A 19,820-nucleotide genomic window follows, 5' to 3' on the forward strand; every position below is an offset into this window, starting at 1 on the left:
GGATGTGAGCGCATCCGGCCAGCGACAGGTGTTATTAACGTAGCAACGGGCAGTCTGGCGGCAGCCGACAGCGTAATGCGCCAGGTAGCACCTCAATATGAAATTCTTGTCCGCTGAGTGGTTCGCCATCCAGATTAAACGTGATTTCATGCGGCGCATGAATATCAAACCACGCCGAGGCGCCGTCAATAATATTCGGATTGTCATCTGACTGCGTGAGTGTGGAAAACAGCGCCGGCAGCAGCTCTTCGCCGGTAAAAATCCGTAGCTGTAACAGTCCGTCGTTAATCAGCGCGGTGGGACATAATTGCTGCCCGCCGCCGGCCTGACGACCGTTGCCGATGCCGATCACCAGCGCATCTCCCTGCCAGTGAAAGTTTTCGCCACGTATTTCGCAGCGGTCAGGGGTCAGCGTATCCATTCTCATCAGACCGTGGATAAGATAGGAGACGCCGCCCAACGCGGCCTTGAGTTTTTCCGGCGTTTCAGTGGTAATGCGGGTGCCAAAACCGCCCGTCGCCATATTGATAAAACAGGTTTTATCATTGACCCTGGCCATATCAATTTCCATCGCGTTTCCGGCAATCGCCAGTTTCAGCGCTTTGTCCAGCGCTTCAGGAATACCGGCGCTGGTGGCAAAATCGTTGGCAGTGCCGAGCGGCAAAAGGCCCAGTGCAGGGGCTACGCCGTCGCGGATCTGGATGAGCGCGGTCGACACTTCATTAATGGTACCGTCTCCGCCGCCGGCAATCACCGTTTCAACGCCCAGTCTACGGGCTTCATCAACGTAACGCTGCGCGTCGCCTTTTTCCCAGGTTACCCGAACGTGAATCTGTATGCCTTCGTCGCGAAGGAGAGTAATGGCCTCACGTAGCGGCTGGTTATCAGCGCTTTTGCCATTGAGTATCAGTAAGCTGGCGGGAAAGTTAGCCATCCGTTATGCCTTAATAGGTTGAACAACAATCTCCAGAAAGTGTATAGCAGAAATGAAAAAGCGAGGTCAGAACAGGATGAAAATTGAAATGTTGCGCACTTATTGCTTTACCGTTTTTCTTCCTGCTGTACGCAGCGGTAAGCGAAGCATGGTTTAAGACAAATGGCGACAAGAGAGATGCCGGTATGCGCATTGAGTAGCGCTTGTGAGAGTGCAGGGAAACCACAAGGGGGAGTCAGACGCTTTCCGATATAGCGCCTTTAATAACGAAACGGAGGATTAACAAGACGAACATACGTCAGTTATCAGTATTAATTTCAAACACCATAATATCAGATAAAAACCTGATATTTATTACCAAACATACTTTTTAATAGCATAAAATCGAAATGTTCTTTAGACTGCTTTGGCAGGAACAAGACGCACTATTAGCAGTACACTATTCTTGTTATCAAATAAAACCTATTTAGATGATGACTTAGCGCGGTGTCTTATAGTTGTGCCTGAGGTACCGCTTTTCTCATAAACATAAACAGGCATGTGTATGAAGAGGTTTATATGAATGTCACTTCAGGCGTGAATGCGCAAACGCCATTGCTCCCTCCTTCTGAACGGGGTAATGACGAAAAACCAGTAGCTGAAATCGTTGAGTTTAACGCTTACGGCAATAAACCCAGATGTTTAATGTGTCTGGGAACCTCGGCATTGTTTACAAGTGTTTTCAGTGGGGTATGCTCAGGGGCTGTCGCCAGTGTCAGTAGTGGTGCTGCATATACTACCGCTCTGACGGTTTTAGGCGCATCGCTTGGCATGGGGGGAATTGGTATGATGGGAATATGCGCCGGACTATACCTTAGCGCAAATGGCATCAGAACCCGGCCAGCCTGGCCATAAATGAGCAAACACAGCAAGTCATAGGGAAAAGATGAATTCCGACGATGACACGGGGTGTTAAGCGTCCAGACAAGAGGCTTATGACTTATATAGAAACTCTTTAAATAGAGTATGGGGTGTTATGTATTCAAGAGCCGATCGCTTATTAAGACAGTTTTCACTAAAATTAAATTCCGATTCAATTGCCTTTGACGAAAACAGATTATGCTCATTTATTATAGATAACCGTTACCGTATCTTACTAACAAGCACTAATAGCGAGTATATAATGATATACGGTTTTTGCGGAAGACCTCCGGATAATAATAATCTTGCTTTTGAATTTCTCAATGCTAATTTATGGTTTGCAGAGAATAATGGACCACATTTGTGTTATGATAATAACTCACAATCATTATTACTGGCTCTCAACTTCTCACTCAATGAAAGTTCTGTAGAGAAACTTGAATGTGAAATTGAGGTAGTTATTAGATCAATGGAGAATCTGTATCACATTTTACAGGATAAAGGAATAACTCTGGATACCGATTATACGTGACGGTGGGAAGGGTGTTTGGTGATCTGGTGGTAATAGAGGATAATCAACCCCGGCAAAACTTACATGGCCTGATGAAGGTGGACTGAGCGTAGGTGCGATGGTTTGAGTATTACTTTGACATGAAATCAAACCTCTAATCCGGGAAAACATTATTTTAATCCTTGTAAAAGCGGCATTAAAACGTGCCATAACTTTACACGCTTAAATTATCGGTTTTTAACCTTAATTTAATAACCTGGAAACTTTTTGTATAAGTTCGCACAAAGTAGTTCTTGATTTAATTCACTGATTTTAAACGTAAACGTCAGAATGCCAAGCCCTGAGTCTGACCGGATGCGGGGAGGATTGTGACTTGCTGGCTGGCAATGGATAGGGGAGGTCTCTAAACCAAAGCGCCCATTTGCGCTTTGGTTAGTGTGGTCAATTTTTGGATATGGCGGGAAGTACCACTTTTTTATTGATTATATGCAAAAAATAAGCCTGCGTAAGGGAGATTACGCAGGCCAAGGAGGTGGTTCCTGGTACAGCTAGCATTTATGGGTTATGTTTTTCAGCGCGTTGAATAATACCCGCATTGAGCGAAGCGGTATGTGATCAATTTCTAAGAATCTTCCCGCCATGAAAAAATAACCGCAATTAACTACTTGGCATGGGGGTTACGCGTTGATTCGCCTGAGAAATTACGCATCAATAGTGCGTAATCCAGCGTAACGTCCTGCGGGACGGGCATCCAGACGGTATAGCCATCGCCAGGCGCCACCGGCATAGCGTCGCCTTTGGCGTTCTCCATCTGTTCCAGGGTGAAATTGATATTTCCCTGCGGTGTCATCAGCTCCAGACTATCGCCAACGGAGAATTTATTTTTCACCGCCACGGCCGCCAGTTGGCCTTTACGCTCGCCGGTGAACTCGCCGACAAATTGCTGGCGTTCGGAAACGGAGTACCCGTACTCGTAATTCTGGTAATCGTCGTGCGTATGGCGACGCAGGAAACCTTCGGTATAGCCGCGATGAGCCAGACCTTCCAACGTTTCCAGCAGCGTAGGGTCGAAGGGTTTACCCGCGGCGGCGTCGTCGATGGCCTTACGGTAGACCTGCGCGGTACGGGCGCAGTAATAAAAGGATTTGGTGCGGCCTTCGATTTTCAGCGAGTGGACGCCCATTTTCGTCAGGCGCTCCACGTGGGCGATAGCGCGCAAATCTTTTGAGTTCATGATATAGGTGCCATGCTCGTCTTCGAACGCGGTCATGTATTCGCCCGGTCTTTGGGCCTCTTCTATCATAAACACTTTATCCGTCGGCGCGCCGATACCGAGCGTCGGCTCAACGTTCTGTACCGGAATCGGTTCGTGCTTATGCACGATGTTGCCGACAACGTCTTCTTTTCCTTCCTGCACGTTATATTCCCAACGGCAGGCATTGGTGCAGGTGCCCTGATTCGGATCGCGTTTATTGATGTAGCCGGAAAGCAGGCAGCGGCCGGAATAGGCCATGCATAGCGCGCCGTGGACGAAAATTTCTATTTCCATATCCGGCACCTGCTGGCGAATTTCCTCAATCTCTTCCAGCGACAGCTCGCGGGAGAGAATCACACGGGTCAGCCCCATCTGCTGCCAGAATTTTACCGTCGCCCAGTTTACGGCATTAGCCTGTACCGACAGGTGAATCGGCATTGCCGGGAAGTGCTCGCGTACCAGCATAATCAACCCTGGATCGGACATGATCAGCGCATCCGGGCCCATCTCGACGACGGGTTTCAGGTCACGGATAAAGGTTTTGAGCTTGGCATTATGCGGGGCGATGTTCACCACCACGTAGAATTTTTTTCCGAGCGCGTGGGCTTCGTTGATGCCAAGCTGCAAATTTTCGTGATTGAATTCGTTATTACGCACGCGTAAAGAGTAGCGCGGTTGGCCCGCATAGACGGCATCGGCACCGTAAGCGAAAGCGTAACGCATATTTTTCAGCGTTCCCGCCGGCGAAAGGAGTTCTGGTTTAAACATCATTTTCTCGTTCTGATGACAGGTCAGATCCGCCTCACCTGATGAGGCGGCTGGAGGAGAGTCCTCACTTTAAGGGCGGGCATTGTAGCGCCGTGGGAGAGGGGAGTAAACCACCTTACACCATTGAGTTGACCTGTCCCGGCAGCTCTGAATTCGGGATGCGGACGGTATACCAGGCGAAACGAAAGCGTTTCCAGAAAGAATCGAAATGCAGGTGGTCCAGACAGTCCATAACGATTTCATTATCCGGGTAAAGCGTGAAGGCAAAATGCGCCCAGCGTGCGCTTAGCTTCATATTAAACAGCGTTCGATCGTATTTATTACCGTGCAGGCGCGATAGGGTCACCATAGCATGTAGCGTGCCTTTGTTGGCCTCTTGTTGCACTAGTTCCAGATGCTTATGCGCCAGCGTAATATCCTTCACTTCAAAAATATTCAGCAGGAACAAGCCCCAGGCTTCTTTATGCCCGAACTGATGCGCCAGCCAGAGATTATCGAGCAGTTCTTTTTCATAAGCGGAACGTTTTTCGGTATCAAGTTCTTGTTTACTCAGACGCTGGTTGCAGATGCCAATGCTGAAATGAATATTTTTCAGGTCATTTTCATAGTCGGTATAGCCTCCGTTATCTATTAATTTGTACGGGGTGCTCTCGCGCAGCGCTAACTGCCGGTGCAAAATCTCCGCCGCGCGCTGAAAATACCCTAACGCGATGGCAGGATCGTAAGGTAGTAGGCCGTTGTTCTCTTTATTATTGTGTTCAAGGCCCAGCAGGTTTAGCGCGGCGGGTATATTTCTTTGCGCGCCCAGCTCTGCCAGCGGCACGAAATGTTCCGGGAGCCCGAACCAGTCGAAATTTTTAATCGCCGCCCGCCAGTTATGGTTATATTGAATGTCGGCGACGCTATCGAGCCAGGCGAGGCCTTGCGCCTCATCCTTTTCGAAACCCAATAGCCCGGCGTACTGAAAGTAGCCACGACGGATTTTCGGCACTGCGAATTCCGTTTGCTGCGCATTCTGACAGAGAAAATTATACATCCACCAGGTGTCAGGAAAATCGCGCAGGGCGAACTTTATCGTGTCATCAGAGAAGTAATTGTTGAGCTTAACTTTTTCCACGATCGAACGCTGAAGGGTTCGCCAGAGCGCGTCATTATCGTCCAGATCGCTATAGCAGACCCGCAGCCACTCCAGCGCGTTGTGGCGAGATTCCTGGATATGCGCTCGCAGGCTAATCTCTTCGGCTTTGGCGATAATACGTTCCTGTTCTGCCGGGGAGTCAACCTCTTTGATGCGCAGATCGCGGTGATCGTCCCACCAGATTAATAGCTCCAGATGTTCACGTTCTGCGGCAGAAAGGTGATCGCATACGCTTGATTCCAGAAATTCGCGGATCTCCTCGTGAGACCCTCTCCAGCGTGGCATACGAAACGGGATATATTCATCCAGCACGTAAAATGCCGTCGGGAAAATAGCCAGGCAGACGGCGAGCCAGTATTTTTGCCCGGCATCGTCATCGCACTCCGGCAATACGGACGGGCGCGGCAAATTTGGGCAAACCGCGTCGGCAAACGACAGCCCGGAATGGGCCATCAGCGCGTCCACCTCCTGCGGTGAATGGCGATGATATTCAGCCAGATCCTCCATTAATGGCTGCCCGGCAACATCCGCGCCCACGAGGAACTCAACCAGCCAGTCGGGCTGGCCGAAGACTTTTGAGTTGGTGCTGGTCAGGGCCGCCGCCATCCACTGGCGCGGTTCACAGTCGATAGCATTGAGCGCGGCGATGACCATCCGTTCGTTGCAGGCGGCAGCGCAGATCCACATCGCTCGGGTGGTTTCTCTCGCCCAGCCATAGCTGCGATACAGCCACGCACGGTGATTCCAGTATTGCGCCTCGGCAAGCCAGGCGTGAGTAGAGCGGGGGCGGGCGCGCTGCCAGTTTTTGATCAGCGCTAATCCTTGCGGCCCGGCCTCAACCAGCGTGTCCATATCGTAAAAAGGGTTGTCCATTTGATTCCAGGCGAAGAAATAGCGCTTTTCCGCTTCGCGGCTGGTAAAGCTCTCCGTCAGCGCCTGGTTGTAGCGTTCGTCCAGTTCGTCATAGCGTTCTTCGCGCAGCAGGCCGGGAATATCGGCGATATGCCATTCGCGTTGCCCGTCATTGAGGGGATTTTTGTGGTTGCACATCTCAAACATAGCGTTGAGCAGACGATCATCCTGTTCCATAAAGCGTCCTTTAAATCGGCTCGAAAATTTTGAATTCATTCCACGGCAGTTGTCGCCAGCGGCTGACAGGGTCTTGCAGATAATGGGTGGCTTCCTGTAAATCCCGTCCGGCAGGCGCTGTTGGCGTGTCACGTAGCGTGAGCCATACCCGGCGTGCGCGAACGTAGGCGGTGGCGTAATCCTCCCAGGAATCAAAACAGTCCTGAGCGCGCTGGGCGTTAAGTAACAACACCAGCCAGGCCTGATTTTCATCACACCAGCCGAGCCCGGCGATACAGCGGGTCAGGAAGGCGGTGCGCATGCAGTCGAATGCCAGCGCGTCGCGGACCTGTCCCTGGGCCGCCAGATAATGGTAAAACGTGCGCGGCGAGCTGCCGATGCCCGCAGGCCAGCGGCGTAAGATATCCTCAACCTTGTGGCGTAACGCTGCATCGTCGAGATTTTCGCTCAAGCCCAGCTCTTTTTTTACCTGCTGTGCCAGATAGCGGCGTTTGTCATCGTCAAGTTTGAAGACCAGCTCAACGCCTTTGATCGGTAGCCCGTTGCGCCGGGCGAGGATATCAGCTAGCGCCAGCGCCCATTGCCGCCGCCGGGTATCGCGACGCAGATCCTTCAGGCGATCTTTTTCTTTCTCCTCGGCGATACGGGCCGCAATCAGCGGTTTGTTTTTTTTGTAGTTGCGCCAGCTAAAAAATAGGGCGGCAATAATAAGAACAATCCAGAACATTAGCGCTCCTCCCTGGTTGCAGAAAGATAGCGCGTGGTTTGTAGCGTCAGGCTTTCAATTTCGAAAGGTTCACTACTGGTGTTTTTTCCGGCAAGCGTAGGGTGCCATTCATGCCGTGGAAACAGCATTTCCGCAGCCGTCGCCACGTTAGGATCAACAACCTGAAGATAGCGCAGCGCCTCCGGGGCGCTGTGCAGCAGCAGCCACTGTAAAGCCACCGGAGGCGTAGGGAAGTGCTCCATTAAATGAAAATTGTCATGCAGCACATTGAGCAGAAAATTGAGGTCATGAATATGAGTAATAAATTTCCAACCTGAATATTCCGGCGTTGCTTCATAAACTATTCCCATCTCTTCGCAATCGGCGTGGCGCTCAGGAAGTGGTTGCAGATGGCGTAACAGAGATAAAACATCGTTAGCATATTTCTTAATAGGATGGCGATTTTGCTTACCTTTAATCTGATCAATGCTCAGGCCGTTATTACCAACCACCAGGCTTATTGTGACGTGGGGAATATTATTGCCGTCGCGCAGGCTAAACAGGCGAAGTTTTTGTTGTTCAATTTGCCGGGCGTAGTAATCGCCGTAGCCGCCGGAAAGCGCGCCTTTATTATCAAAATCTCCGACGCAGTGTTGCATATGCCAGGATTCATACGCCATCTCACTGCGCAGGCCGGGGTTTGTTGCATCAAGCTCAACCAGTACACCGTTATTCACCGCCATCACCGGTTTTAGCGCTTCGCTGTTGGAGGGATACCAACCTTGTTCACGCAGGCGCTGCATTTTTTGATGCTCCGCTTCGCGCATTGCCAGCACGGTAAAGCAGTTGATGCGCTGCAGTTTAGTTTCCAGCCGCGTTCCTTCCTGACGCGAAAGAAATTCCACTAAATCTCTTTCCATTGCCACGAGTTGCGGGTGCTGAACGTTAAGGTAGTAAAAGCGCTCATCGCCACCCAGCTTTGGCACCAGCCAGGCGGGGATTTCTGCATCAGCGCTAAAATAAACGGCATAATCGGCGACGGAGCGCACAGGATAAACGTGAGGAAAGTCACCAATGATCCAACGATAAAAATGGTTGCTTAACCAGCGCTGGATATTTTCGCTGTCGCCGCGTTGTTGGCTCCGGGAAAAAATAGACGATTTTACATTTGGCGCATTTATTATATTGCGTGGTTTATAGCGGTGAGATGACGTTTCTGTCATAAAAATCCATGTATAATTAAGCTGGTATTATGTTTATGTATTTTTAGATTCACTTAATGAATTAATGCGCAATAAGTTTAAAAAACTACTCACAGTATATCGGTAAACTAAAAAGAGCGGCCAAATAATTTATTGTCTCCGATCGCGTTCGTCGTGGTTTTCGGGATACCGCTCGGCCAAAGGAAAGAGGACAGTGTGTTAATTCCGCCAGAATAGCGTTGGCGGAAAATATCGTCTTACGACCTTGTTATTGTTATGCCAATAATCATTATACCAGGCGACACGCATCCGCTTCCCAGCGATATCCCACCCCGTAGACCGCGCGTATAAATGACTGTTCGGCATCCAGCGATTCCAGTTTACGGCGCAGGTTTTTAATGTGGCTGTCGATAGTACGATCGGTCACCACACGGTAGTCGTCGTAGAGGTGGTTTAACAACTGCTCGCGGGAAAAAACTTTACCCGGTTCAAGCGATAAGGTTTTTAGCAGACGGAATTCAGCGGGGGTTAAATCCAGCGCTTTACCACACCAGGAGGCCTGAAAGCGGCTTTCATCAATCATTAACGGGCTTTCGGCATCCTGCTGCTGGAGTTCGCGCTGCGGTTTACAGCGGCGCAAAATGGTTTTCACGCGGGCCACGACTTCGCGCGGGCTGTAAGGCTTACAGATATAATCATCGGCGCCGATTTCCAGCCCAAGCAGCCGGTCGATCTCTTCGATTTTGGCCGTGACCATCACAATGGGGATGTCGGAAAAACGGCGAATCTCCCGGCATAGCGTCAGACCATCGGTACCCGGCAGCATCAGATCCAGCAGGATCAGATCCGGCGGCGTTTGACGCACATACGGCAGTACCTTGTCGCCATGATTGATGAGCGTGGGGGCGTAACTTGCCGCGCGTAAGTAGTCAATAAGCAGCTGTCCCAGCTTGGGTTCATCTTCAACAATCAAAATGCGCGGCGTGTTTTCATCAATGGGTAATTCAGTCATACTTCTCTCTGTAAATCGCGATCCAGCGGTAACTCTACTGTAATGCTAACCCCGCCAAAAGGCGAATGAGCGGCGTGAAGATGACCGTTATGCGCGTGTACAATATTGACGCATATCGCCAGCCCCAGTCCAGAACCGCCGCTGGCGCGGTTACGGGACACTTCCGTGCGGTAAAAACGGTCAAAAAGCTTTTGTAACTGTTCATCGCTGACGCCCGGTGCAGAATCGGCAAAGGTCAGGAATAATGATTTATCGCGTTGTTCGGCGGAAATATGCAGGCCGCCGCCGCTGTCGGTGTAGCGCAGACTGTTTTCCAGCAGATTATTAAACAGTTGCATCAGGCGATCCGGGTCGCCGAAGACGGTCATGCTATCCGGCAACGCGTAATGTAGCGTTAGCCCCCGGCTGGTAAAGCGTTCTCTGAACGCGCCGCCAGCGACTTCCAACAGGGGAACAAGATCGACGGTCGTTTTTTGGTAAGCCAGCGCGCCCTCGTCAGACAACGAAAGCTGATGCAGGTCGTCAACCAGTTTGGTAAGCGTACCGACTTCCGCCTGTAGGGAGGTAACCGATTCTGGCGTGAACTGGCGAACGCCATCCTGAATGGCTTCCAGTTCGCCGCGCAATACCGCCAGCGGCGTGCGCAGTTCGTGGGAAATATCCGCCATAAAGTCGCGGCGCATCTGCTGATTTTTTTCCAGCGTGCTGGCAAGCTGGTTAAAGTCCTGCGCCAGTTTTCCCAGCTCATCGGCGCTGGTTGGGGTCACGCGCGTGGTAAAATCCCCCGCCGCCAGTCTGTGCGTACCCTCGACCAACCGTTTGACCGGGGCGAGCAGGCCACGCGCCAGCAAAAATGTCGCCAGCGCGGCCAGCAACGTTGATAATGCCACGATCATCCAACTGGCGCGCCGCTGCTGCATATCAAAATTAATATCCGTATTGCGCGTCAGCCGCTCGACAGGAGAGGCGATAATCGCGCCGACTTCGACGCCATTGACCAGAATGGGGCGGCGAGTACCGTCATGCGGCACCGGACCGCGTGGGCCGACCAGCACCCGGCCATTTTGATCGACGACCCAGAACTGGGTGCGCCAACCGTGCGGCGGCATACCGGGGCCGGGTTTATCCCGGTCGTTGTCATGCTCAAATGAACGCAGAATCTGGAAAACGAAGCGATCGTTGTTGCGTAAAAAACGCCAGTTGCCGTGTTGCTGGTACTGGTCGCCCAGCGCATCGCCCAGCATTTGTAGCCGCTGCTCGTTGCCGTGTTTGATATAGTCAATAAATCCGCGTTCAAAACTGACGCGCACGGCCCAATGCATACTGATCAGCAGCACGATGCAGGTGGCGAAAATCGCCAGAAACAGCTTGCCGGTGATTCCGGGCCGCCAGACTTTCATTACAGGCTCCTTTTACGCCGTGAAATGACCATGTTTTGCTGTGTATCGTTCGGCACGCGGGCAAAAATTATCGCCGGTAGCGCGATAATAACCGCCATACATAACCAGGTGTACATAAAGACGTGATGTGTGGCGCTACTGTCTATCCCGATATGCTGTTGGCCAAACATACCCAGCAGCATTCCGGCAATAGTGACGCCAATACTCATCGAGAGCTGCATAATCATCGATAATAAGCTATTGCCGCTGCTGGCCAGCGTATCGGGAAGGTCTTTTAGCGTTAAGGTGTTCATGGAAGAAAAGCGCGCCGAGTTCACCATTCCCTGCAAAAGCAGTACCAGCGGCAGGAGATAATACCAGCCGAGCAGCGCGACCGACATAAACAACAGGCTAACCAATGCCAGTCCGAGCGTGGTCGCCACCAGAACCCGACGATAGCCAAAACGGTTAACTATCTGCACCACAATCCGCTTCATTCCCATGCTGCCCAGCACCATGGGGATCATCATCAAACCGGCATGAAACGGTGAAAAACCAAGACCAATTTGCAAAAAGACCGGCGTCATAAACGGCAGCATACCGCTGCCGATACGCCCGGCAAAACTGCCCAGCAACCCCAGTGAAAACGTGGGCGTGCGGAACAATCGCAGGCTGAATAACGCGCCTGAGTTTTTTTTGGCATGGAGGAGATAGAGCAGAATGGCTGCCGCGCCGCCCGCAGCAAGTCCGGCTAATGTCCAGGGCGAAATCCCCATGCTTTTACTACCATCCAGCGCCAGCGTGAGTACCGCCATGCCGATAGCTAACAGCAGGAACCCCGGCAGATCAAAGCGCCGGGTCTCTATGGTGTAGTTTGGCATCAGCATAAAGGTTGCAATAGCGCCGACAATTCCCACCGGGATATTGATCAGAAAGATCCAGTGCCATGAAGCATATTCCACCAGCACCCCGCCCAGCGCGGGGCCGAGTAACGGCCCGATCTGTCCCGGTAGGGTGACGAAGGTCATCGCCGCCATATATTGCGCGCGCGGCACGATTTTCATGACCGTCAGGCGTCCGACCGGTACCATCATCGCGCCGCCTACGCCTTGTAAAACCCGCGCTAATACCAGTTGATTAAGCGTGCCGGAGAGGGCGCAAAACAGCGAACCCAGCGTGAACAGCACAATGGCGGCAAAGAAGATATTACGCACGCCGATTTTATCTGCCAGCCAGCCGCTGGCGGGGAGCATTACGGCGACGGTAAGAACATATGACACCACTACCATGTGCATATGCAGCGGGCTTTCCCCCAGGCTTTTCGCCATGGAGGGCAGCGCAGTGTTGACGATGGTGGTATCCAGCGACTGCATAAAAAAGCCGAATGCCACAATCCAGAGTTGCCAGCGGGTGTTGTCAGGAAGTTCTGTCATATTTCTACTACCGGTTTGCTATTTTTACGCGAAAAACGCCGCCGCAGACGATCGAAAAAGAGGTACACCACCGGCGTGGTATAGAGCGTCAGGAGCTGGCTCATGACCAAACCGCCGACAATGGTTATCCCCAGCGGCTGCCGTAATTCCGAACCGTCTCCGCCAGATAACACCAATGGCAGTGCGCCGAACAGCGCCGCCAGCGTGGTCATCATTATTGGACGGAAGCGTAACAAGCAGGCCTGGAAAATGGCTTGTTCCGGCGTCAGGCCGCCGCTTCGTTGCGCTTCAAGCGCAAAATCGACCATCATAATGGCGTTTTTCTTCACAATGCCAATTAATAGCATGATCCCTATCAGGGCGATTAGGCTGAAAGGGGCATTGAAGAGTTCCAGCGCCAGAAGCGCCCCAACGCCCGCCGATGGCAGAGTAGAGAGAATGGTCAGTGGATGGACGTAGCTTTCGTACAGTATCCCCAGCACAATGTAGACGGTAGCGATCGCCGCCACTATCAAAATAAGCTGTGAATTCATGGTCTGCTGGAAGACTTGCGCCGTTCCGGAAAAACTGCCGCGTACCGTCGGGGGGACGCCAAGCTGCGTCATTGTGCGATTAATGGCCTCCGTCGCCTGCGATAACGATGTGCCGGTCGGCAGGTTAAAGGCAATCGTGGACGCCGCGGACAATCCCTGATGGTTCACCGACAGCGGCGCATTGGCGGGCCGCCATTGGGCGAAATAAGAGAGGGGAATCGCTTTTCCGTCACGGTTGATAACGAACATTTTCTCCAGCGCGCTGATATCCTGGCTATAGCGCGGATCGACTTCCATCACCACTTTATACTGGTTCATCGGCTGATAAATGGTGGAAATTTGCCGCTGGCCGAAAGCATTATTTAACAGACTGTTTGCGGCCTGAACATCAATACCCAGCCGTGACATGGTGTCGCGGTCGTAGATAAGGTTCATCTCCGCGCCATTATCCTGCTGGTCGGAGTTTACGTCCGCCAGTTGCGGCAGGGCCGAGAGCGCTTTGCGTATTTTCGGCTCCCACTCGCGCAGCGCCGCCAGGGAGTCAGACAGCAACGTATATTGGTAACTGGCGTTAGCCTGCCGCCCGCCGACGCGAATATCCTGTACCGCCATCAGAAACAGCCTGGCGCCGGGTTCTTTTGCCAGTTTGACCCGCAGTCGGTCAATGATTTGCTGCGCCGTCTCTTTGCGTTCGCCGCGCGGCTTCAGCGTAATAAACATCATGCCGCTATTCACCCGCGAGCCGCCGGTAAAACCAGTGACATTATTCACCGCCGGATCGTCGCGAATAATTTTCATAAAATCCTGCAGCTTGCCGCGCATGGCCTGGAAAGAGATGCTCTGGTCAGCCTGAATACCGCCCATCAACACGCCGGTGTCCTGCTCCGGAAAGAATGTTTTAGGGATGGCGATATAAAGCCAGATGTTCAGCGCAACGGTGCCAAGAAAAACCACACCGACAAGACGCGTATGGTTAAGCACCCATTTTAACGACGTGCCGTAACCCTGTTGCAAGGCGACCAGCAAACGGCCAACGCCCCGTTTACGCGGTTGGGTGCGCGGTTTGCTTGATTTAAGCATCCAGCCGCACATCATCGGCGTCAGCGTGAGCGAGACCACCAGCGAAATGCCAATCGCCACCGAGAGGGTAACGGCGAATTCCCGTAATAATCGCCCTGGCAGGCCGCCCATTAACAGCAGCGGCAGAAATACCGCCACCAGCGACAGACTCATGGAGATGACCGTAAACCCGACTTCCCGCGTACCCTGTAATGCCGCCTGCAAAGGTTTCATTCCCGCCTCCAGATGGCGGGCGATATTTTCCAGCACCACAATGGCATCATCAACGACAAATCCGGTCGCGATAGTCAGCGCCATCAGCGACAGATTGTTGAGGCTGAAGCCGCACAGATACATGGCGGCGAAGGTGCCGATGAGCGAAACGGGAACGGCGACGGCGGGGATTAGCGTGGCGCGCCCGGAACGCAGGAATAAAAACACCACCAGGATCACCAGCGCGACAGAGATAACCAGCGTCTCTTCTACCTCTTGCAGCGATGCGCGAATCGTCGGCGAACGATCCTGGGCGATTTGTAAATCGATAGCGGCGGGGATCATTGCCCGCAGTTCCGGCAGTTTTGCCCGGATGCCGTCGACCGTCTGAATAATGTTGGCCTCCGGCAGCTTGCGGATCATCAACAAAATAGCGGGTTTAGCGTTCGTCATCCCGGCGTTACGGACATCCTGCACCGAGTCGGTGACGCTGGCGACGTCGCCCAGGCGTACCGCCGCGCCGTTGTTATAGTGAATAATCAGCGGCTGGTATTCGGCGGCGGTTTTCAGTTCGTCGTTGGTCTGGATTTGCCAGCGGTGGACGCTATCTTCAATTGCGCCTTGCGGTCGGCGTACGTTGGCGCTGTCGATCGCTTCGCGGACCTCATCCAGCGAGACGCCCTGGTTAAAGAGCGCCTGCGGGTTTAAGCCTACACGTACTGCGGGCAGGGAGCTGCCGCCGACGTCAACATCGCCGACGCCGTCAATTTGCGCGATGGTTTGCGCCAGTTGGGTAGAGGCGAAATCATACAGTTTGCCCTGTGACCAGCTCTCCGAGGTGAGCGTTAAAATCATAATCGGCGCGTCGGATGGGTTGGCCTTGCGATAAGTCGGGCGGCTGGGCATTCCGCCTGGCAACAAGCTTTGCGCGGCGTTAATGGCGGCCTGCACGTCGCGCGCCGCGCCGTTAATATCACGATCGAAATTAAATTCGAGAATAATGCGCGTACTGCCGAGCGAGCTGCTGGAAGTCATTTCATTGACGCCTGCAATGCGTCCCAAAGAGCGTTCCAACGGCGTCGCCACCGACGAAGCCATGGTTTCCGGCGAGGCGCCCGGCAGCGAGGCGCTAACCATAATCACCGGGAAATCGACCTGCGGCAGCGGGGCGACCGGCAGCAGACGGAAGCCCAGAATGCCGCACAGCGTAATGGCGGCGGCAATCAAAATGGTGGCGACCGGGCGGTAGATGAAAAGGGCGAAAAAGCGCATCTACGCCTCCTCTTTATGGCGCGGAAAGCGACTTTTCACGTACAGCGACAGGCGGTCAAACAGGAGATAAATCACCGGTGTGGTAAACAGAGTTAATACCTGGCTGACCAGTAGGCCGCCCACCATTGCGATCCCCAACGGGCGACGTAATTCCGCGCCAACGCCGGTACTCAACATTAATGGCAATGCCCCGAGCAACGCCGCCAGCGTGGTCATCAGAATCGGTCGAAAACGCAGCAGACAGGCCTGGAAGATAGCGTCGCGCGGACTCATCCCCTGTTCGCGTTCGGCGGCGAGGGCGAAGTCAATCATCATGATGGCGTTTTTCTTCACGATGCCGATCAGCAAAATAATGCCGATAATGGCGATAATATCGAGCTCGCTACCGGCGATGATCAGCGCCAGCAGCGCGCCGACGCCCGCCGTAGGCAGCGTTGAGAGAATCGTGATCGGATGGATAAAACTCTCATACAGCACGCCGAGCACGATATACATCGCCACCACGGCGGCGACAATAAGCCAGACGGTGCTGCCCAGCGCCGCCTGGAAGGCGAGCGTACTGCCCTGAAACTGCGTTGTAATATCCGCTGGCAGGGCGAGCGTTTTTTCCGTATCGAGAATCGCCTGCACCGCATCGCCGAGCGAATAGCCCTCCGGCACGTTAAACGAAAATGTCGTAACCGGGAACTGATCTAAATGATTGATAGAGAGCGGAGCGAAGCGCTGCTCAATGCGGGCAATCGCGCTGAGCGGTACGGTGCCGCCGTCGCGGCTCGTCAGGCGAATCGTCTCCAGCGCCGCCAGTCCCGGCGTGCTGGCGGTATTATGTTCCAGTACGACGCGGTACTGGTTCGCTTGGGTATAAATCGTTGAAATCAGGCGTTGCCCGAACGCGTTGTAGAGCGCGTTATCCACATCCGCCATGCTGATACCCAGACGGCTGGCGCTGTCGCGGTCGACATTCACCCAGGCCGCTAATCCCCGATCTTGCCAGTCGCTGCTTACCTCAGAGAGCTGTGGTAACGACTGTAGCGCGTTCTGCAGTTTTGGCACCCAGTGACTGAGCGCATCGAGCGTCGTGGCCTGCAGGGTAAACTGATACTGCGTGCGGCTGACCTGCGTGTCGATGGTTAAATCCTGCGTCGGCTGGAGATACAGCGCCACGCCGGGAATCGTCGCCACGGCGGTTTGCAGCCGGGAGATCACCTGCTGCACGCGGTCATCACGCGCATCCAGCGGCTTGAGGTTAATTTGCAGGCGCGCGCTATTGAGCGTGGGGTTAGCGCCGTCTACGCCAACAAAAGTCGTCAGGCTTTGCACCGCCGGGTCCTGTAATATCCGCTCCGCCACCTGGCGCTGACGTTGCGCCATACTGGCATACGATGACGATTGCGGCGCCTGCAGCGTTCCCTGGATAATGCCGTTATCCTGTACCGGAAAGAACCCTTTCGGAATGACTATCCACAGCATAACGCTGAGCAGGAGCGTGGCGAATGCCACGCTCAATGTAAGCCACGGATGGTTGAGCACTTTCGCTAATCCGCGTCCGTAGCTGGCGATCACGCGGTCAAACATCCGCTCGCAGGCGCGGGAAAAGCGGTTTTGTTTACGCAGAGACTGCTGGCTGAGCATACGCGCGCACATCATGGGCGTGAGCGTCAAAGAGACGACGGCGGAGATTAAAATCGCTACCGCCAACGTCACCGCAAATTCGCGGAACAGTCGACCAACAATATCGCCCATAAAGAGCAACGGGATCAGCACCGCAATCAGGGAAAAGGTGAGGGAAATAATGGTAAAGCCGATTTCGCCCGCGCCTTTGAGCGCCGCCGCCAGCGGTTTTTCTCCTTTTTCGATGTAGCGCGAGATGTTCTCGATCACCACAATCGCATCGTCCACCACGAAACCCGTGGCGATAGTGAGCGCCATCAGCGTCAGGTTATTAATGGAAAAATCCAAAAACACCATCACCGCAAAGGTGCCGATAAGCGACAGCGGTACGGCGACGCCGGGAATAATTGTGGCGGGAATGTTACGTAAAAACAGATAGATAATCATGACGACCAGCGCGATCGCCAGCATCAGTTCAAACTGGGTATCGCGCACGGAAGCGCGAATATTGGTGGTGCGATCGGACAGGACCGTGACCTTCACCGATTTCGGCAGGCTTTCGGTAAGCTGGGGCAGCATCTGGCGAATGCTGTCCGCTGTCGCAATGATATTGGCGCCGGGCTGGCGTTGAACGTTCATCACGATAGCCGGCGCTTGATTCGCCCATGCGCCGAGCCAGCTATTTTCCGCCCCCTGTTCGACGGTGGCGACATCGCCCAACCGTACCGGCGCGCCGTTTTGATACGCGATGATAAGCCTGCGGTAGTCGTCGGCAGACTGCATCTGATCGTTAGCAGAAAGCGTCACCGCCCGTTCGGGGCCATCCAGACTGCCTTTCGCCGAGTTGACGTTGGCGCCGGTAATTGCGGTACGGACCGTTTCGCTGGTCAGACCGAGCGCGGCGACAGCCTGAGCATTCAGTTTTACGCGTACCGCAGGGCGCTGCCCGCCGGCAAGCGTCACCAGTCCGACGCCGGAGACCTGCGAGATCTTCTGCGCCACGCGGGTTTCTACCATGTCCTCTACTTGGGTCATCGGCATCGCGTTTGAGGTGACGGCAAGCGTCATAATCGGCGGGTCCGCCGGGTTGACTTTGCTATAAATCGGCGGATTCGGCAGGTCGGAAGGCAATAAATTGGTGGCTGCGTTAATCGCCGCCTGTACTTCCTGCTCGGCAACGTCCAGCGGCAGCGTCAACTGAAACTGTAGCGTTACCACTGATGCGCCGCCGGAGCTTTGCGACGACATCTGCTTAAGTCCTGACATCTGGCCGAACTGGCGCTCAAGTGGCGCGGTGACGGCGGAGGTCATGACATCCGGGCTGGCGCCAGGGTAGAGCGTAACAACCTGAATAGTGGGGTAGTCGACCTCCGGCAAAGCGGCGACGGGCAGGAAGCGATAGCCGATAATCCCGGCGAGTAAAATCGCCGCCATCAGCAGAGTGGTGGCCACGGGGCGCAGAATAAACAGGCGCGAAGGGCCGCCCGTGCTGCCCGGAGGTAATACCTGCATCAGGCGCGCGCTCCTTTTTGACCTTCATGGCGGGAAGGGGATTTTTCATCCGCCACGGTGGTTTGCGGCTCAACGACCTCGACTTTTGCGCCTTCCGTCAGCCGATCAATACCATCGGTAACGACGCGATCGCCTGCCGACAAGCCTGCGCTGATCACCACGTTTCGGTTATCCTGAATACCGATTTTTACCCGCTTCTTGCTGACGTTATTTTCGTCGTTCAGCACCCACACAAAGTGGCCCTCATTGCCCATTTGCACCGCCGCGGCAGGCACCACAACGGCATTTTGTTCGGTATCGACCAGCATCCGGGCGTTCACAAATTGATTGGGGAACAGCGTATCGTCCTGATTGGTAAAGCGCGCTTTAATTTTGATCGTTCCCGTCGTGGGATCAATCTGGTTGTCCAGACTGAGCAACACACCTTCGCTCAATTTGTGCGAGTTAGTCCGATCCCAGGCTTCTACGACCAGCGCTTTCCCCGCTTTCTGTGCCTGAACTACGGTCGCGATATCGCTTTCCGGCAGAGTAAAAATGAGATCAATCGGGTGCGTTTGCGTAATGACGACAATACCGGCGGTATCGCTGCTGGAAATCTGGTTGCCGACATCCACCTGTTTCAGACCCACGCGTCCCGAGACCGGGGCCGTGATACGACTCCAGTCGAGCTGTAACTGCGCGCTGGCGACATTGGCTTCATCCGCTTTAATGGTTCCCTGGGTTTCGTTGACCAGCGCCTGTTGCGCATCCAGTTCCTGACGGGAAACCAGATTGGTTTTTGCCAGTTGCTGATAGCGCGCCAGATCACGACGCGCATTCGCCAGCGTAGCGTTATCTTTCGCCAACTGTCCCTGAGCCTGCGCCAGGGCGACCTTAAACTGGCTGGGATCGATTTGCGCCAGCAGATCGCCTGCGTTGACCTGCTGACCTTCCTGAAAGTGCAGGGCGATGAGTTGACCATCCACGCGGCTACGTACCGTAACGGTATTCGCTGCGGTCACGGTACCCAGCCCGCTCAGATAGCGCGGTACGGCCTGCGTGGTCGCGGTCGCGGCCTGTACCGGCGCCAGAGGGCCGTCGCGCATACCGCGGCGACCTGCGGCGGCGGTATGCGGCGCTTGCGCGGCGACGCCCGGCGCGGCGGTCGGGCTTTCGCTACGGTTATGCCAGAACCAGAATGCGGCGGCGGCTACTACAACCCCAATCGCTATTGCCCAGCGGAAAGTATTACTGCCTTTCATCGGTATAAGTTTCTCATCCTGAAACGTTTTGCGGAATGTTGCTCCCTCTATT

General features: G+C 53.9%; 13 protein-coding genes and 1 pseudogene. 2 read left to right on the plus strand and 12 right to left on the minus strand.

Annotation, left to right across the window (positions count from 1 at the left end; all coding sequences use genetic code 11):
* Positions 1–34 precede the first annotated feature (34 nt).
* A complete protein-coding gene (gene yegS, locus LDB27_RS07845) occupies positions 35–934 on the minus strand; it encodes a lipid kinase YegS (RefSeq protein WP_001273393.1) in 900 nt (299 codons plus the stop codon).
* A gap of 558 nt (positions 935–1,492) precedes the next feature.
* On the opposite strand from yegS, the gene steD reads away from it, so the two are divergent.
* Both steD and LDB27_RS07855 read left to right on the plus strand, forming a co-directional pair.
* Positions 1,493–1,828, plus strand: coding sequence for a type III secretion system effector SteD (gene steD, locus LDB27_RS07850; protein ID WP_001612048.1), 336 nt, complete (start codon positions 1,493–1,495; stop codon positions 1,826–1,828).
* A gap of 121 nt (positions 1,829–1,949) precedes the next feature.
* Positions 1,950–2,366: a CesT family type III secretion system chaperone gene (locus tag LDB27_RS07855; RefSeq protein ID WP_001543023.1), complete on the plus strand. Its 417-nt coding sequence runs from the start codon at positions 1,950–1,952 to the stop codon at positions 2,364–2,366.
* Positions 2,367–2,375: 9 nt separating this feature from the next.
* Here the strand turns inward: LDB27_RS07855 and LDB27_RS07860 are convergent.
* The 11 genes and pseudogenes from LDB27_RS07860 to mdtA form a co-directional block, all read right to left on the minus strand.
* Positions 2,376–2,555: pseudogene (locus tag LDB27_RS07860) on the minus strand (non-LEE encoded effector protein NleB); the annotation flags it as partial.
* Positions 2,556–3,006: 451 nt separating this feature from the next.
* On the minus strand, positions 3,007–4,368 hold the full coding sequence (yegQ, locus tag LDB27_RS07865) for a tRNA 5-hydroxyuridine modification protein YegQ (protein ID WP_001517981.1): 1,362 nt from the start codon (positions 4,366–4,368) through the stop codon (positions 3,007–3,009).
* 115 nt (positions 4,369–4,483) lie between these two features.
* Entirely contained in the window at positions 4,484–6,595 is a 2,112-nt protein-coding gene (locus LDB27_RS07870) for a DUF4034 domain-containing protein (RefSeq protein WP_000434235.1), read from the minus strand.
* Between the two features lie 10 nt (positions 6,596–6,605).
* Positions 6,606–7,322 (minus strand): DUF1266 domain-containing protein, encoded by a 717-nt coding sequence (locus LDB27_RS07875; RefSeq protein WP_000498582.1) that lies wholly within the window; start codon positions 7,320–7,322, stop codon positions 6,606–6,608.
* Positions 7,322–8,524 (minus strand): hypothetical protein, encoded by a 1,203-nt coding sequence (locus tag LDB27_RS07880; RefSeq protein WP_000141073.1) that lies wholly within the window; start codon positions 8,522–8,524, stop codon positions 7,322–7,324. The genes LDB27_RS07875 and LDB27_RS07880 overlap by 1 nt, the downstream gene beginning before the upstream one ends.
* Positions 8,525–8,792: 268 nt before the next feature.
* On the minus strand, positions 8,793–9,515 hold the full coding sequence (baeR, locus tag LDB27_RS07885) for a two-component system response regulator BaeR (RefSeq protein ID WP_000137854.1): 723 nt from the start codon (positions 9,513–9,515) through the stop codon (positions 8,793–8,795).
* Positions 9,512–10,915 (minus strand): two-component system sensor histidine kinase BaeS, encoded by a 1,404-nt coding sequence (baeS, locus tag LDB27_RS07890; protein WP_000870081.1) that lies wholly within the window; start codon positions 10,913–10,915, stop codon positions 9,512–9,514. Before baeS ends, baeR begins: the two co-directional genes overlap by 4 nt.
* The gene (locus LDB27_RS07895; protein WP_000137815.1) at positions 10,915–12,327 is read right to left on the minus strand and encodes an MFS transporter; all 1,413 of its coding nucleotides are present in this window, start codon (positions 12,325–12,327) and stop codon (positions 10,915–10,917) included. Before LDB27_RS07895 ends, baeS begins: the two co-directional genes overlap by 1 nt.
* A complete protein-coding gene (gene mdtC, locus LDB27_RS07900) occupies positions 12,324–15,404 on the minus strand; it encodes a multidrug efflux RND transporter permease subunit MdtC (protein ID WP_001210092.1) in 3,081 nt (1,026 codons plus the stop codon). The genes LDB27_RS07895 and mdtC overlap by 4 nt, the downstream gene beginning before the upstream one ends.
* Complete coding sequence (gene mdtB, locus LDB27_RS07905; protein WP_001528485.1) at positions 15,405–18,527, minus strand: multidrug efflux RND transporter permease subunit MdtB; 3,123 nt, start codon at positions 18,525–18,527, stop codon at positions 15,405–15,407. It abuts the gene before it with no gap.
* Positions 18,527–19,768, minus strand: coding sequence for a multidrug efflux RND transporter subunit MdtA (gene mdtA / locus LDB27_RS07910; RefSeq protein ID WP_000678803.1), 1,242 nt, complete (start codon positions 19,766–19,768; stop codon positions 18,527–18,529). Before mdtA ends, mdtB begins: the two co-directional genes overlap by 1 nt.
* Positions 19,769–19,820: the final 52 nt, after the last annotated feature.

It is taken from the genome of Salmonella sp. JXY0409-18 (assembly GCF_020268625.1).
In the GTDB taxonomy this organism is placed as follows: Bacteria; Pseudomonadota; Gammaproteobacteria; order Enterobacterales; family Enterobacteriaceae; genus Salmonella; species Salmonella enterica.

What these genes read in the sequence shown, in the direction of transcription:
- baeS (WP_000870081.1), bottom strand. Translation starts at nt 10,915, where the DNA reads ATGAAAGTCTGGCGGCCCGGAATCACCGGCAAGCTGTTTCTGGCGATT.
- steD (WP_001612048.1), top strand. Translation starts at nt 1,493, where the DNA reads ATGAATGTCACTTCAGGCGTGAATGCGCAAACGCCATTGCTCCCTCCT.
- baeR (WP_000137854.1), bottom strand. Translation starts at nt 9,515, where the DNA reads ATGACTGAATTACCCATTGATGAAAACACGCCGCGCATTTTGATTGTT.
- LDB27_RS07855 (WP_001543023.1), top strand. Translation starts at nt 1,950, where the DNA reads ATGTATTCAAGAGCCGATCGCTTATTAAGACAGTTTTCACTAAAATTA.
- LDB27_RS07895 (WP_000137815.1), bottom strand. Translation starts at nt 12,327, where the DNA reads ATGACAGAACTTCCTGACAACACCCGCTGGCAACTCTGGATTGTGGCA.
- mdtA (WP_000678803.1), bottom strand. Translation starts at nt 19,768, where the DNA reads ATGAAAGGCAGTAATACTTTCCGCTGGGCAATAGCGATTGGGGTTGTA.
- LDB27_RS07875 (WP_000498582.1), bottom strand. Translation starts at nt 7,322, where the DNA reads ATGTTCTGGATTGTTCTTATTATTGCCGCCCTATTTTTTAGCTGGCGC.
- LDB27_RS07880 (WP_000141073.1), bottom strand. Translation starts at nt 8,524, where the DNA reads ATGACAGAAACGTCATCTCACCGCTATAAACCACGCAATATAATAAAT.
- mdtC (WP_001210092.1), bottom strand. Translation starts at nt 15,404, where the DNA reads ATGCGCTTTTTCGCCCTTTTCATCTACCGCCCGGTCGCCACCATTTTG.
- yegS (WP_001273393.1), bottom strand. Translation starts at nt 934, where the DNA reads ATGGCTAACTTTCCCGCCAGCTTACTGATACTCAATGGCAAAAGCGCT.
- yegQ (WP_001517981.1), bottom strand. Translation starts at nt 4,368, where the DNA reads ATGTTTAAACCAGAACTCCTTTCGCCGGCGGGAACGCTGAAAAATATG.
- mdtB (WP_001528485.1), bottom strand. Translation starts at nt 18,527, where the DNA reads ATGCAGGTATTACCTCCGGGCAGCACGGGCGGCCCTTCGCGCCTGTTT.
- LDB27_RS07870 (WP_000434235.1), bottom strand. Translation starts at nt 6,595, where the DNA reads ATGGAACAGGATGATCGTCTGCTCAACGCTATGTTTGAGATGTGCAAC.